Genomic DNA, 13,497 nt, shown 5'->3' with positions numbered 1-13,497 from the left:
AGGCCCGCACCATGAGCATCGCCGAGCGGCACCTTTCTCTACGCTTCAGAGGGGCGTGACGCGGAGCCCGGGCCGTGACCGGGTTTGGTCAGCGAGGCGGTCAGGTGGTCGCGGAAGCGGCGGGCCGCCTCGGACACGTAGGCACCCTCCCGCCAGAACAGCCGCAGTACCCGCTCGGCGCCGGGAGCGGCCAGCCGTACGGGAGAAAACGGCGCTCGCGACGCCAGCGGTGAGCGGAGATACCACGCGGGCCCGAACCCCACGCCGAGCCCGGCGCTGACCATCTCGATGCCCGTGGTGGCCTCGTCGATCTCACAGGCGACCACCAGTTCCAGCCCGGCCTGGGAAAACAGCCGCTCGGCCAGCGTACGCTGCCAGATCCCCGGCCGGGTGGTGACGACGGGTTCGCCCGCGAGGTCGGCCATGGTCACCTCCCGCCGACCGGCGAGCCGGTGCCCGAGCGGCACCGCGAGCAGGACCTCCTCGCGGACCAGCTCCTCATGGTCCAGCCCCGGCCCGTCAAGCACCTCGGAGGCCAGGCAGAAGTCGACCTGGCCCTCGCTCAGCCGCTCGGCCATGACATCCGGGGTCAGCTGGAAAAGACGCACGGCGACGTCTGGATGCTCGGCGATGAAGCTCTTGACCGGTTCGGTGATCGTGAGCAGCGTCTCCGAGGCGAGCGAGACGCTGCCGCGGGCCAGGCCGGCGGCGTCGGAGAGTTCGCGCCTGGCGTCGTCCAGCTCGGCCAGCGCCCTGTCCACCCGGCGCAGGAACGCGGCGCCGAACCGGTTGAGGCGGATCCGCCGGCCCTGCCGGTCGAACAGCGGCACGCCCACGTCGGCCTCCAGCCGCGCGATGGTCCGGCTGATCGAGGGCTGGGCGACGCGGAGCTCCTCGGCCGCCCTGCTGATGTGCTCGTGGCGCGCCACGACCTGGAAGTAGCGCAGCGACAGCAGATCCATTATGCCTCTGTAGCTATGAACTTATGGGAGAACTGGTCTTGGACAGCATATAGCGGCCCTGCCTAGGGTCGTCCCGACGGGCATGCACTGTCTGCGCCGCCCAACCGTAGTACCGCAGACGTGGTGTTCGATGTTTCGATCTTTGGAGGCTCCGTGCCCTTCGGGTATCTGTTCCCTGTAGCGCTCGTCGCGATCGGCACGCTGTTCGCGTTACGGCCGGTGCCGTTCTCGCGCCCGCTCGGCCCTACGAGCTACTACTTCGGTCTGGCCGCCAACGAGCTGCCGTTCGCGGCCTTCTTCTGGATGTTGCTGCTCCCGACGGCGCTGGCGTTCGCCGAAGGTGACATTGACTCGGCGGGCGGCTGGGCGGTCGTCGCCCTGGCCGCCGTGAGCGCGATCGGGCTCGTGCCCATCGCCTACCGCGCGATGGGCGAGCGGGCCAGGATCGAGCGCGCGATGGACCTTGGGCTGGGCGCGGGATGGCGCGCCGCCATCGATGCCGACCTCAGCGCCGGGCTGCGGCGCCGTCGCCCGTGGGCCCGCATCCTGTTCCTGCCCATCTTCAAGCGCCGCCCGGACGTCCGGCGCGTGGCCAACCTCTCCTACGGCGACGCGGGCCGCCGCAACCTGCTCGACCTCTACCACCACCGCTCGCGCCCGTCCGGCGCGCCCGTGATGATCCACCTGCACGGCGGCACCTACTCCGGGGGCCACAAGAACAGCCAGTCGCTTCCCCTGCTCTACCACCTCGCCGGCCACGGCTGGGTGTGCGTCAGCGCCAACTACCGGCTACGACCGCAGGCCCAGCACCCGGACCACCTGATCGACCTCAAGAAGATCATCGCCTGGGTACGCGAGCACGCCCACGAGTACGGCGCCGACCCGTCCACGGTGTTCGTCGCGGGCAGTTCGGCGGGCGGGCACATGGCGGCACTGGCCGCGCTCACCCAGAACGACCCCGCCTTCCAGCCGGGCTTCGAGGACGCCGACACCTCCGTGACCGGCGCCATCTACCTGAACGGCTGGTACGGCACCTACTTCGACCAGGGCCCCGAGTCCTCGCCCCTGGCCCACATCACGCCGGACGCACCGCCGTTCCTCGTGGCCCACGGCGATCTGGACCCGCAGGTGCCCGCGGCCGATGCCCGGCACTTCGCCGACCGGCTACGCCAGACCTCGGCCGCCCCCGTCGTCTACGCCGAGCTGCGCGGCGGGAACCACGCCTTCGACCTGTACCACTCGCTCCGCTTCGAGGCCGTCATCGACGCGATCGAGGCCTTCACCGCCTGGGTGAGATCACGGGAAAGGAAGGCCGTTTGAACGCCTCGCCGTGGCCAGGATGGTCCATTACGCCCGGATCAGCCGACATCCCCGCCGAACGTCAGGGAATCCGGGAGCGTACGTCGTCGTGGTCGGGGGAGCGGCGGCGGGTGTCGACGGCGGGAGCCAGGAAGACGGCGGAGGCGACGAAGGCGAGCACCGCGAGCATGGCCGTGCGCAGGCCCCAGTGGTCGCCGAGGAAGCCGAGGCCGGGCGGGCCGCCGAGGAAGGCGACGTAGCCGATGGTGGCCACCAGGCTGACGCGGGCGGTCGCGTTCGGTCCGGTTTCTCCCGCGGCGGACAGCGCGACGGGGAAGCCCAGCGATGCGCCGAACCCCCAGAACAGGACGGCCGCTCCGGCCAGCACCGCGTTGTCCGAGAAGATCACCAGGATCAGACCGAGTGCCCCCGAGACGGCGCCGGCGCGGATGACGGTGGTGCGGCCGAAGCGGTCGAGGAAGAAGGAGCCGCCGAAGCGGCCGATGGTCATGGCCGCGGCGAACCCGGCGTAGACGAGGGACCCGGAGGCGGCGTCCAGGCCGTGCCCGTCGACCATCAGCAGCGGCAGCCAGTCGTTGGCGGCTCCCTCGGCCAAGGCCATCGCCAGGACGATCGCCCCGATCAGGAGAAGCCTGCCGTCCTTCCAGACCTTCGATCCCGTGCCGCCGGACTCGGCCTGACCTGGCGCGCCGATGCCGATGCCCGCGGGGAGGGCGCGCATGGCGTACAGGAAGAGCGCGGCTGCGATCAGGGTGACCACGGCCAGATGCCAGGATGCGGGAAGCCGGGCGGCGGTGGCCGCGATGCCGGTGCCGGCGCCGACGACGGTGCCCAGGCTGAAGCAGCCGTGCACGGTGGGCAGCGTCGTCCTGCCGGTGATGCGCTCGACGTCGGCGGCATCGACGTTCACGGCGACGTCACCGGCTCCCATGCCCGCGCCGAACCCGCACAGGCCCGCCATGACCAGGGGTACGGACGACAGGAGGGTGCCGGCGCTGATGACGGCCAGGCTCCCGACGACCATCGCGGTTCCGACGCCGATGACGGGTCTCGTTCCGTACCGGGAGGTGAGACGTCCGGAGCAGAGGATCCCGATCATGGAGCCCAGCGACAGGCCGAACAGGATCCAGCCCATCTGGCCGGTGGAGGCTTCGAGCCGGTCGCGGATGTCGGGGGTGCGGGTCACCCACGACGACAGCGCGATCCCGGGAAGGAAGAAGAGCAGGAACAACGCCTGCCGGCGTCGGCGCGTGGCGAGGTCCATTGAGGATGGGTCTCCGTGGCGGTTGCGAATGGCTCGGCCGCGTCTACGCGTGATCGCGCATCCAGAGGTCGAGGAGTTCCTGGGTCTCCGCCGTACGGGGAGCGATGCTCTTCTCCTGGTGGTCCACCTCCACCTCGACCGGACGCAGATCCGGTGCTCCTCCGTCGTCCTGGCCGGGACGCCACCAGTAGACCTGCGAGCTGATGCCCTTGTCTCCTTGCTCGTTCATGGTCCGGGTGACCGCCTGCATGCTCTCCATCGCCGCGATGAGATGGACGTCGCCGATCTCGTGTACCAGCAGGTACTCCGGAAGCGGGAAGGAGACCAGCGCACCGTGGCGGGCAGGCCCGATGTGACGGCTGAGCACGTGGACATGGCAGCCGATGTAGCGCTGCGTCTCGCCGATGAACATGATCGGGACGCCCATGACCTCCTCGATCTTCGTGTAGTGCGGTTCCCGATGCAGAGAGGCGTGCAGCGCCGCGCCGAAGACCTGGTTCTCCGCTCGGCCGCCGAGTCTCTCGCGCCCGAGCGACATGATCGAGTCGGGCAGATCGATGACCACGGTCTCCACCAGCCCCGGCGCGAGGGAACGGGTCACCAGGGAGTCACGGAGGCCGGGCGGCTCGGCGAGCGCGGCCTCGGAGTAGATGCGGATCCGCAGTGCTTCGCTGTCCAGGAGCTGCTGGATGTCAGCCGACGTGTCCGGCGCCTGAGCCAGCTTCCTCCGGTATCCGCGGGCGAACCCGCCGGCGAAGTCCGCGGCGAACGCGGGCAGTTCAGCGTGGGGGAGACCGCCGGCCTCCGCGAGCACGTTGCCGATGTCGGCGGTGAAGTCGGCGGCCCCCGGGAAGCTGACGCTGAGGGTGGTGGGGGCGACGAACCTGGCGGGAAAGCCTTCGGCTGCGAAGGCTTGTACCAGGGCTGCGCCGATGGCGTCATGGCTCATCCGTACGTCCGATCCTCTTTAGGTTAGGGCCAATAATCCCATTACGGCGCTGTGATCCTGACTTACTCGCGCAAAGCCCCTTGGTACGTACGCCGGTACGCCGACGGCGTGGTCCCCAGATACCGGGTGAAGTGCTGACGCAGGCCGGTGCCGGTGCCGAGCCCGCAGCGCTCGGCCACGACGTCCACGGGCAGGTGGGTGGTCTCGAGGAGCTCGCGGGCCCTGATCAGCCGTTGCTGGTTGAGCCACCGCATCGGCGGCAGGCCGACCTCCTGGCGGAACCTGCGTACGAACGTCCTGGTGCTCATCGAGGCGTACTCGGCCAGGCGCGGGACGGTGAGCGGCGTCTCCAGCCGCTCCAGCGCCCACTGCAGCACCGGCGCCAGCCCCCGGTCACCGGTGACGGCGGGGGCGGGCGCGACGTACTGGGCCTGGTCGCCCTCGCGGTGCGGCGCGATCACCATCCGGCGGCCCACCTCCGCGGCCACTGCGGCGCCGAAGTCGCGCCGGACGATGTGCAGGCACAGGTCGATGCTCGCCGCCGTGCCCGCGCTGGTCAGGATGTCGCCGTCGTCGACGTACAGGGCCCGCTCGTTCACGGTGACCCGGGGGTGGAGCCTGCGCAGGTCCTCGGCGTGCATCCAGTGCGTGGCGGCCTCCCGGCCGTCGAGCAGGCCGGCGGCGGCCAGGACGAAGGCGCCCGTGCACAGGGCGGCGATCCGGGCACCCCGCTCGTGCGCCTCGACCAGCGCGCCGAGGAGCTTCTCCGGCGGCCGGTAGGAGGCGTCGACACAGGCGGGCACCACCACGAGGTCGGCGTCGCGCAGGACCGACAGGTCGCCGGGCGCGCGCAGCCACAACCCCGGCAGCGATTCCTGTTCTCCTGGCGTGCTGTTGCAGAGGGTCAGGTCGTACCAGTCGGGGGTCAGGTCGCGCCGGTCCCGGCCGAAGACCTCGCACGGCACCGCCAGCTCGAACAGCGGGCATCGGTCCAGCACAGGTACGGCCACCTGGATCGACGTCATGGCATAAATCTAGCGGAACGCGACATTTCTGCCACTAGTGAGAAGCCCGGGAGCTCACGACAGTGGTCCCATGAATGAGGAGACAGGAACGCTGGACGTCGGCACCCAGGAGGGATCCCGGCTGCTCACCGCGGCCGCGGAGCTGGTCGTACGGCATCTGGGCACGGTCGCGGACGGGCCCGTCGCGCCCGCCGGGCCGGGAACCGAGCAGCTCCGCGACTGGCTGGCCGGCCACGACTTCGCCCGCCCCGCGCCGGCGGCGGACACGCTGGCCGAGGTCATGGGGATGCTGCGGCAGTGGGGTGTGCACACGACGCATCCACGCTATTTCGGGCTGTTCAACCCGACCCCCACCTGGTGGGGCATCGCCGGCGAGCTCCTGGCGGCCGGTGTCAATCCGCAGCTGGCCGCCTACAGCCACGCCCCGGCCGCCGTGGAGATGGAGCGGCACGTGCTGCGTTTCGTCGCCGGCCGGCTCGGCCTGCCCACCGCCGAGGGCAGCTTCACCGTGGGTGGCGCGGAGGCGAACCTGACCGCCGTCATCGTCGCGCTGACCCGCAGGTTCCCGGCCTACGCGGGCGGCGGCCTGGCCGGTCTGGCGCGCATGCCGGTGCTGTACGCCTCGGCCGAGAGCCATCTGGCCTGGCTCAAGATCGCCCACATGACGGGGCTCGGCCGTGACGCGGTACGGCTCGTACCCACCGATTCCCGGCACCGCATGGACCTGGCGGCGCTGCGCGAGACGCACCGAGCCGATCTGGCCGCGGGGTTCGAGCCCTTCCTCCTGATCGGCACCGCCGGCACCACGGCCGGGGGCGCGCTGGATCCGCTGCCCGAGCTGGCGCGCCAGGCCGACGAGTGGGGCCTGGACTTCCACGTCGACGCCGCCTGGGCGGGAGCGGTCGCGCTGTCCGACTGCCTGCGCCCGCTGCTGGACGGCGTGGAGCTGGCCGACAGCGTCACCGTGGACGCGCACAAGTGGCTGTCGGCGCCCATGGGCGCGGGCATGTTCCTCACCAGGCATCCGGACGCGCTCGCCGGCAGCTTCCACGCCAGCACCTCCTACATGCCCGCGCAGAGCGGCCAGGTTCCCGATCCGTACGCGACCAGCGTGCAGTGGTCGCGCAGGTTCGCGGGCCTGAAGGTGTTCCTCGCGCTGGCGATCGCCGGCCGCCCGGCCTACGCCGAGCAGCTCGAACGCGACGTCCGCCTCGGTGAGCTGCTCGCTCGCCGGCTGTCCGAGGAGGGCTGGCCGCGCGTCAACGACACCCCGCTCCCGGTGGTCTGCGTCGCCGACCCCGAGGCGGAGTCGCAGGGGCCGGAGCACAGCGCCGCCTGGCACGCCGCCGTCGCCGACCACGTCGTGAGCGGCGGCCAGGCCTGGCTGAGCACCGTACGCCTGGCCGGGCGGCCCGCGCTGCGCCTCTGCCTGACCAGCCACCGGACGACCGTCTCGGATGTCGAGGCCGCGGTCACCGCCCTCAACCAGGCCCGCAAGGCCGTCTGAGCGCGAAGCCCGCCCGATCGGCACGGGCCTTCGCCCGGCCCGTGCCTGGACGTACCGGCGGGGCGTCCGCTTCGGCGACCCGAAGAACGGCGCGCACCGGCAGGGCGGCGATGAGCCGGGGGCTGCGGGAATGCGGCGGGCCGCGGCGGTGTCGCCGCCGCGGCCCGCGTGCGGTCTCAGAGCTTCAGGCCCACCAGCAGCGGGTCGTGGTCGGAGGAGCGGAACGGGTCGGGCGCGTACAGGGAGGGCGGGTTGAACTCGGTGTTGTAGTCCATGAACCGGCCCTCGTCGGAGTTGATGTGCCAGATGGTAGCGCCGGTCACCAGCTTGCTCGCGCTCCTGTCGGCCAGCACGTGGTCGAGCTCACCGGACAGGCCGTCGAAGACGTAGCTGTAGCGGTCGTCCTTCTTGACGTACCTCTTGCTCAGGCTGGTCAGCCCGCCGTCCTCGAACGCGTGGATGGGGTCCTCCTCGCCGTAGGCGTTGATGTCGCCGAGGACGAGCACGTTCTGCAGCTTGAGGCTGTCGATCAGGGCCAGCACGGCCGTGGCCTGCTTGACGCGCTTGGCGTTGTAGCAGGACTGCCCGTCGCCCTGGTCGGCGTCGGCGCCGGAGGCCGGGCCGTCGGCGTCGGTGCAGCCCTTGGACTTGAAGTGGTTCACCAGCACCGTGAAGGACTTCCCGCCCCCGCCGGCCTTGGCGAAGGTCTGCACCAGCGGCGGCCGGTTGAAGATCGGGTCGGACGACGACCGCGCCGGACCGGTCGGGGTGACCTTGGCCGGCTGGTAGATCAGCGCGGTCTGGATGAGGTCGGTGCCCGGGTTGGGGTGCGTGATCGCCTTGTACGTCCCGGCGCCGGCCTTGGCGTTGAGCGCGTCGACCAGGGTGTTGAGCGCCACGTCGTTGTTGCGCTCGACCTCCATCAGCCCGGCCACGGCCGGGTTGAGCGTCGTGATGTTGGCGACCAGCTTGGCGAGCTGGCGGTCACGCTCCGCGGCGGTGGTGGCGCCGCGGGACTTGAGCGTGGTGAACCAGTTGAGCGTGTTGAGGCTGGCCACCTGGACGTCGCCGCCGACCTTGGCGGGCTTCGCGGGGCGGGGGTTCTCCGCCTTGAAGACCACCGGCTTGGTCGGCTGGACGCGGTAGGCGTCGAAGCCGTACGTGAGGACGCCGGTCAGGTTCTTCACCTCGTCGCCGATGCGGACGGTGTTCGACCCCTCGGTGTGGTACGGCAGGGCGGGCGGGTTCTGCACGCTCGAGCCGTCGTCGAGGAGGACGGCGCGCCGCGCGTCCTTGTCGGTGTTCACATCCTCGCGGTCCGTCGGCTGCCACAGCCGGCCGCCGCCCGCGAGGGTGATCTCACCGAACCGGCCGAGGTTGTAGATCTCGGAGGCGGCGAGGTCGCCCTTGAACGTGACGAGCATGCCCTCGTAGCGCTCGAAGGTGACGCCTGGCTTGAGCGGCAGCTTCACCTTGGCCGGCTTGATCACGCCGGTGCCGCACACGGTCACCGCGGTGGCCGGCGAGATCTCGGTGAGGCCGTTGTACTCGATCGCCTTGCCGGAGACGAGCACCCGGTCACCGGTCTTGACCGGCGAGGAGGAGAACACGAACAGCCCCTCGGAGGTCGCCGGGTCGGCGTCGGGCTTGTCTGCCTGAACGTAGAAGCCGCCGAACTGGCCGGAGCTCTGGAAGGAGCCGGTGACGACGCCCTCGACCCGGACGCTCTGACCCGCGACCGGGCTGGACTCGCCGCTTCCCTGCACCTCGGAGATCCGGTGAGTGGGCGCGGTGTCGCAGCTCTCGGTGGGCGTGACGGTCGGGGTCGGGGTGGGGGTCGGGGTGGCCGTCGGGGACGGTGACGGGTCGCCGCCGCCGCAGGGGGCCGCGGCGGTGGCGGTGTTGCGCGGCGCGGGGGCCGCGGCTTCGAAGTCGGCGCCGTTGTCGTCGGTGTCGGTGCAGCCGCCGCCCTTGCGGAACGCGCCGGTGGTGTTGGTGAGCGCGGGGGCGGGGGTGCCTTCGGAGAAGTTCGCGCTGCCGTACCCGACCAGGTCGGAGATCAGCGCGAGCTGGGCGTCGGCGCAGGGGGTGGAGGAGCCGTTGCAGGCCAGCCCGTCGCTCGAGCGGACCAGCGCCACCTTGCCCGCGGTGCCGCTCATGTTCACGGAGCCGACGCTGTCGGGCTTGGGCAGCGCGCCGCTGGGGGTGCTGCCGGCGGCGAGCTGTACGAGGTGGTACTGGCCGGGGGCGATGCTGCCGGAGAGGTCGGCCTTGTTGGAGGCGAAGTTCCCGGTGCCGGCGGCGCTGGTGTACTGCACGGACCAGCCGTCCAGGGACATGGGGGCGCCGCTGCGGTTGAACAGCTCGACGTAGTCGTTGGTGAAGGGGGCTCCGGCGTTGCCGCCTCCGCCGTAGACCTGGCTGATGACCACGGTTCCGGGGGCCGCGGCCGAAGAGGGTGAGGAAAGGGCTGCGATCGCACCGGCGACAACGCCGGCCGCAACGAGGATCGCTGTGGCCCGGGACTTGACTGGCATGCGGGGGAGCGTAAACCGACAAACAGCCAAAAACTCTGTATTCAGCATGGATGGGTCATGAAATTTCAGGTGTTGATCCGTCAATGTGTGACAATCGCCCTCCTGACCTGGTATCGCACGCCGCCTCAGCCAATCTCCGCATCGCTTATGAGCACATCGGCTCCCCCGCGATGCCCGCCCGGCTTGAACTGATCGTGAACAGATTTGCTGAACACTTGTGTTCGGATGCGTCCTTCCAGCATGATCTTGGTGTATCGCTCCCGGGTTTCAAGGAGGAACGGATGCGTCTTCGCGCAGGGCTTCTGGTAGCCGGCATGGCCGCCGCGATCGTCAGCGTGGTCAGCACCCCTGCTTCCGCTCAGGCGGCCGCCTGGACGTATATCGGCGTGTACACCAGCAAGCACAACTGCGTCGACGCCGGCCAGATGTGGGTCCGTGAGGGTTGGAACGAGTACGAGTGCTCAGGGAGCGCCACCTACTGGGAACTCTGGGTCCGGTAGCACTCGACGCCGTCGCTCGCTTGACCCACGCACGCAGCCCGCACCGGCTGGCCCTCGCGGCGACACCAGCAGGTGACCTGCCAGAAGGCCCGGGCGGCCGACGGCCACGCGTGCAGCGCGGCCACCCGGTTGACGCGGTCCCGGCTGTCGGACTTGGCGACGCTGGCCGGCGGCCGGTGCGCGATGGCGGTCTGTTCCCGGCCGCCAAGGTCGTCGTCTCGAACGCGTTCCATGCGTGAGCGATGAGTTCGGGCAGCGGATCAGGTCTGCCCTGGTATGACCCGAATCATCGCGGACATCTCGGTCTCCCTCGACGGCTTCGTCACCGGGCCTGACCCCGGCCCCGACAGCGGTCTGGGCATCGGCGGCGAGGCCCTGCACACGTGGGCGTTCTCCGACGACCCCGACGACCGCCGGGTCCTGCGCGAGGCGACCGCCCGCTCGGGAGCCGTCGTCCTCGGTCGCCGGCTCTTCGACGTGGTCGACGGGCCGGAAGGCTGGAACGACGACCGCGGGTACGGCGCGGGCGAGGTCGGCAAGCCCGCGTTCGTCGTCGTGACGAACGCGCCGCCGGACTCTGTGCGGCTCACCGACCTCGATTGGACGTTCGTCACCACCGGCCTGGCCGACGCCGTCGCCGCCGCGCGTGAGCGGGCGGAGGCGGCGTCGGCGCACCGCGGCGAGGACCTCGACGTCGTCCTCATGGGCGGCGGCGCCACGGTCGGCTCGGCGCTCGAGGCCGGGCTGGTCGACGTGCTGACGCTGCACCTCGCACCCGTCGTACTGGGTGCCGGAACGCCGCTGTTCACCGGCGGAGCGCCGCGCACGCTGGTGCGGCGGAGCGTGATCTCGACATCGACCACGACGCACCTGACCTACGACGTCGTAGGTTAGCTCAGGAACCAGCAGCCGCCGGAACGGGCTTCCTGCCAGGGGGAACACGGACCGACCCCGCAGTCCCACCGGGTTGAGTATGCGTTGAACGGAGTCCTCGTCGTTCGTCTTGCGTGGATGGCGATCCGGCTACTGTTGATCCGCATGACGCACACCGAGATCGAGATCACCGCGGAGCTGGTACGGGAGCTGCTGCGCGACCAGCACCCCGACCTGGCCGATCACCCTGTGCGGCTCGGCGCGCGTGGCTGGGACAACCAGCTGTGGCGGCTCGGCGACGACCTCGCCGTCCGGTTGCCCTGGGCGACGCAGGACGCGGACGAGCTGCTGCGCAAGGAGCACGCCTGGCTGCCCGCTCTCGCCCCGCGCCTCCCGCTGCCGGTCCCCGTCCCGCAGCGCCTCGGCGAGCCCTCCGCGCTGTTTCCACGATCCTGGATCGTCACCACCTGGGTGCCGGGCGAGCCCGCCGACCGCGCCCCCGTCACGCGCGCCGCGGAGGCGGCCGTCGCCTTGGCCACTTTCCTGACGGCCTTGCACCAGCCCGCTCCCGACCAGGCCCCCACCGGCCGGGATCGCGGAGGGCGGCTGGCCGCCTACTCCGGAGGTTTCGCCAAGCAGCTCGCCTCGGCCACCGAGATGGGGCTCATCCCCGACCCGGACGCCGTCCGCGCGGTCTGGGAAGACGCCGCCGCCGCTCCCGACTGGGCGGGCCCGGCGCTGTGGGTCCACGGCGACCTGCATCCGGCCAACGTCCTCACCGCGGACGGCACCATCTGCGGCGTGATCGACTTCGGCGACCTCTTCGCGGGCGATCCTGCCTGTGACCTCGCCTCCGCCTGGATTCTGCTGCCGGACGGCACCGCCGACCGCTTCCATGCCGCCTACCAGCCGACCCCGGACGCCGCGACCCTGCGCCGCGCCCGCGGATGGGCGGTGCTGCGCGCCCTCAGCGGCATCCTCATCGGTGAAGCGGGCGTCCGCGGCCGCCGAGGCGGCAAGGCCACGTGGGGCCCACCCGCCCACGCCGCGCTGCGACGCCTCATCGCTGATCGATTGCTTCCCCAAGGGCAAGCCGGGATCGACTTGCCAGCGACGTGAGACAGGGCAGGCTTGCCGGTGTGATGGCGATTCATTCGCTGCCCACGCAGCCACAGGCGGAGCCTTACGAGATGCTCACCCGCCTGCCACCACCCCACCTGCGTCCGTACGTGCTGGGGTGGGCCGGCTTTCGTACCCGGGCGGGAGAGCCCGCCCACCCCAGCCGGATGCTGCCGCTCAACGCGGCCACCCTGATCATCGACTTCACCGGCATGGGCCCGATCGTCACCGGTCCCCGCGCCACCGCGACGTTCTCGGCCCACACGCCGTGGCGTCACGGGGTCGCGGTCGGGCTCACGCCCGCCGGGATGTCGGCGCTGACGGGGACGCCCCTACGCGAGGTCGCCGGCACGAGCGTGCGTCTGGAAGACCTCCTCGGCGCCCGTGCCGAGGAGCTGACCGGCCGGTTGATCGCGTCGGCGGGCTGGGCCGACCGCTTCAGGCTGCTGGAGGAGCGGCTGACGGCGTGGCTGCGTCCCGACGCCGGCCCCGACGGCCTGATCATGCACGCCTGGTGGCGGCTGCAGGAGCCGGCCGGCCCGCCCACCATCGCGTCCCTCGCCGGTGAGCTGGGCGTCAGCCGTCGTTACATCGAGCTCGGATTCCGCCGGGTGGTGGGCTTGTCGCCCAAGACGGTGGCCCGGATCGCCCGGTTCCAGCGGACCGTGGACACGTGGAGACGGCCTTCGGCCACCCTGGACGAGGCCGTCGCCTGCGGTTACGCCGACCAGCCGCACCTCACCCGCGAGATGCGGGCGATGGCGCAGATGACGCCGAAACAGCTGTTCGCATTCGTTCAATACACCGATCGACTCACCGGCTAGCGTGACCTTCCGCTCCGGACCGAACGAGTGCCGGGGGAGAGGAAGGGGCAACACGTCATGGCAGGCGCTCTCGCGGCCGATCCCACCCTTGCCGACTTCGGCAAGGACCCGCTGTGGATCACCATCATCAAGGCCGTGATGCTGTTCCTCTTCCTGTCGCTGGGGGTCGTCTTCGGGGTCTGGTTCGAGCGCAAGCTGATCTCCAGGATGCAGCACCGGTACGGGCCCAACCGGGCGGGTAAGTTCGGCCTCCTGCAGTCGGTCGCCGACGCGATCAAGATGGGCTTGAAGGAGGACCTCTTCCCGCGCACGGTGGACCGGGGGCTCTACCTGCTGGCGCCGGTCATCATGGTGGTCCCGGCGATGCTGGCCTTCTCGATCGTGCCGTTCGCGCCGATGGTCAACCTGTTCGGCGTGCAGACGCCGCTGCAGATGGTGGACCTGCCGGTGGCGGTGCTGTTCATGCTCGCCATGGGCGCGGTGTCGGTCTACGGCGTGGTGCTGGCCGGATGGTCGTCGCGCTCGCCGTACGCGCTGCTGGGCGGTCTCAGAAGTGCGGCGCAGGTGGTCTCGTACGAGATCGCCATGGGCCTGTCGTTCGTGGCCATCTTCCTGTT

At 70.8% G+C, this 13,497-nt stretch carries 13 protein-coding genes; 7 read left to right on the top strand and 6 right to left on the bottom strand.

The features are described 5' to 3' along the window. Nucleotides 1-38: 38 nt before the first annotated feature. Nucleotides 39-962 (bottom strand): LysR family transcriptional regulator, encoded by a 924-nt coding sequence (locus ACWDRB_RS40770; RefSeq protein WP_449903077.1) that lies wholly within the window; start codon nt 960-962, stop codon nt 39-41. Nucleotides 963-1,115: 153 nt separating this feature from the next. On the opposite strand from ACWDRB_RS40770, the gene ACWDRB_RS40765 reads away from it, so the two are divergent. Further along, nucleotides 1,116-2,282: an alpha/beta hydrolase gene (locus ACWDRB_RS40765; protein WP_449903074.1), complete on the top strand. Its 1,167-nt coding sequence runs from the start codon at nt 1,116-1,118 to the stop codon at nt 2,280-2,282. A gap of 61 nt (nt 2,283-2,343) precedes the next feature. On the opposite strand, the gene ACWDRB_RS40760 is transcribed toward ACWDRB_RS40765, so the two are convergent. From ACWDRB_RS40760 to ACWDRB_RS40750, 3 genes are all read right to left on the bottom strand, one after another. Then, complete coding sequence (locus tag ACWDRB_RS40760) at nt 2,344-3,546, bottom strand: MFS transporter (protein ID WP_449903072.1); 1,203 nt, start codon at nt 3,544-3,546, stop codon at nt 2,344-2,346. A 43-nt stretch (nt 3,547-3,589) separates the two neighbouring features. Further along, complete coding sequence (locus ACWDRB_RS40755) at nt 3,590-4,495, bottom strand: hypothetical protein (protein ID WP_449903070.1); 906 nt, start codon at nt 4,493-4,495, stop codon at nt 3,590-3,592. A 62-nt stretch (nt 4,496-4,557) separates the two neighbouring features. Further along, a complete protein-coding gene (locus ACWDRB_RS40750) occupies nt 4,558-5,520 on the bottom strand; it encodes a GlxA family transcriptional regulator (RefSeq protein WP_449903068.1) in 963 nt (320 codons plus the stop codon). Between the two features lie 70 nt (nt 5,521-5,590). On the opposite strand from ACWDRB_RS40750, the gene ACWDRB_RS40745 reads away from it, so the two are divergent. Then, a complete protein-coding gene (locus tag ACWDRB_RS40745) occupies nt 5,591-7,027 on the top strand; it encodes a pyridoxal phosphate-dependent decarboxylase family protein (protein WP_449903065.1) in 1,437 nt (478 codons plus the stop codon). 176 nt (nt 7,028-7,203) lie between these two features. Here ACWDRB_RS40745 and ACWDRB_RS40740 read toward each other — a convergent pair whose 3' ends face one another. Continuing rightward, complete coding sequence (locus ACWDRB_RS40740; RefSeq protein WP_449903062.1) at nt 7,204-9,564, bottom strand: ExeM/NucH family extracellular endonuclease; 2,361 nt, start codon at nt 9,562-9,564, stop codon at nt 7,204-7,206. A gap of 281 nt (nt 9,565-9,845) precedes the next feature. Between ACWDRB_RS40740 and ACWDRB_RS40735 the strand changes: the two genes are divergently transcribed. Continuing rightward, nucleotides 9,846-10,064, top strand: coding sequence for a hypothetical protein (locus ACWDRB_RS40735; RefSeq protein ID WP_350735869.1), 219 nt, complete (start codon nt 9,846-9,848; stop codon nt 10,062-10,064). Here ACWDRB_RS40735 and ACWDRB_RS40730 read toward each other — a convergent pair. After that, nucleotides 10,040-10,297, bottom strand: coding sequence for a hypothetical protein (locus tag ACWDRB_RS40730; protein ID WP_449903059.1), 258 nt, complete (start codon nt 10,295-10,297; stop codon nt 10,040-10,042). The two genes, ACWDRB_RS40735 and ACWDRB_RS40730, sit on opposite strands and share 25 nt — an antisense overlap. A gap of 43 nt (nt 10,298-10,340) precedes the next feature. Between ACWDRB_RS40730 and ACWDRB_RS40725 the strand changes: the two genes are divergently transcribed. The 4 genes from ACWDRB_RS40725 to ACWDRB_RS40710 form a co-directional block, all read left to right on the top strand. Then, on the top strand, nt 10,341-10,958 hold the full coding sequence (locus ACWDRB_RS40725; protein ID WP_449903056.1) for a dihydrofolate reductase family protein: 618 nt from the start codon (nt 10,341-10,343) through the stop codon (nt 10,956-10,958). Between the two features lie 144 nt (nt 10,959-11,102). Then, on the top strand, nt 11,103-12,056 hold the full coding sequence (locus ACWDRB_RS40720) for an aminoglycoside phosphotransferase family protein (protein WP_449903053.1): 954 nt from the start codon (nt 11,103-11,105) through the stop codon (nt 12,054-12,056). A 23-nt stretch (nt 12,057-12,079) separates the two neighbouring features. Beyond that, nucleotides 12,080-12,880 (top strand): helix-turn-helix domain-containing protein, encoded by an 801-nt coding sequence (locus tag ACWDRB_RS40715; protein ID WP_449903464.1) that lies wholly within the window; start codon nt 12,080-12,082, stop codon nt 12,878-12,880. A gap of 57 nt (nt 12,881-12,937) precedes the next feature. After that, the coding region (locus ACWDRB_RS40710) for a complex I subunit 1/NuoH family protein (RefSeq protein ID WP_449903051.1) at nt 12,938-13,497 on the top strand (560 nt) is incomplete at its 3' end.

Source organism: Nonomuraea sp. NPDC003707 (assembly GCF_053587055.1).
The sequence above is the reverse complement of the archived record's forward strand: the minus strand, read 5'-3'. Positions and strand labels throughout refer to the sequence as shown.

Bases quoted from the DNA above. Each gene is read 5' to 3' on its own strand.
- ACWDRB_RS40715 (WP_449903464.1), top strand. From the start codon at position 12,080: ATGGCGATTCATTCGCTGCCCACGCAGCCACAGGCGGAGCCTTACGAG.
- ACWDRB_RS40755 (WP_449903070.1), bottom strand. From the start codon at position 4,495: ATGAGCCATGACGCCATCGGCGCAGCCCTGGTACAAGCCTTCGCAGCC.
- ACWDRB_RS40760 (WP_449903072.1), bottom strand. From the start codon at position 3,546: ATGGACCTCGCCACGCGCCGACGCCGGCAGGCGTTGTTCCTGCTCTTC.
- ACWDRB_RS40735 (WP_350735869.1), top strand. From the start codon at position 9,846: ATGCGTCTTCGCGCAGGGCTTCTGGTAGCCGGCATGGCCGCCGCGATC.
- ACWDRB_RS40740 (WP_449903062.1), bottom strand. From the start codon at position 9,564: ATGCCAGTCAAGTCCCGGGCCACAGCGATCCTCGTTGCGGCCGGCGTT.
- ACWDRB_RS40720 (WP_449903053.1), top strand. From the start codon at position 11,103: ATGACGCACACCGAGATCGAGATCACCGCGGAGCTGGTACGGGAGCTG.
- ACWDRB_RS40745 (WP_449903065.1), top strand. From the start codon at position 5,591: ATGAATGAGGAGACAGGAACGCTGGACGTCGGCACCCAGGAGGGATCC.
- ACWDRB_RS40725 (WP_449903056.1), top strand. From the start codon at position 10,341: ATGACCCGAATCATCGCGGACATCTCGGTCTCCCTCGACGGCTTCGTC.
- ACWDRB_RS40770 (WP_449903077.1), bottom strand. From the start codon at position 962: ATGGATCTGCTGTCGCTGCGCTACTTCCAGGTCGTGGCGCGCCACGAG.
- ACWDRB_RS40750 (WP_449903068.1), bottom strand. From the start codon at position 5,520: ATGACGTCGATCCAGGTGGCCGTACCTGTGCTGGACCGATGCCCGCTG.
- ACWDRB_RS40730 (WP_449903059.1), bottom strand. From the start codon at position 10,297: ATGGAACGCGTTCGAGACGACGACCTTGGCGGCCGGGAACAGACCGCC.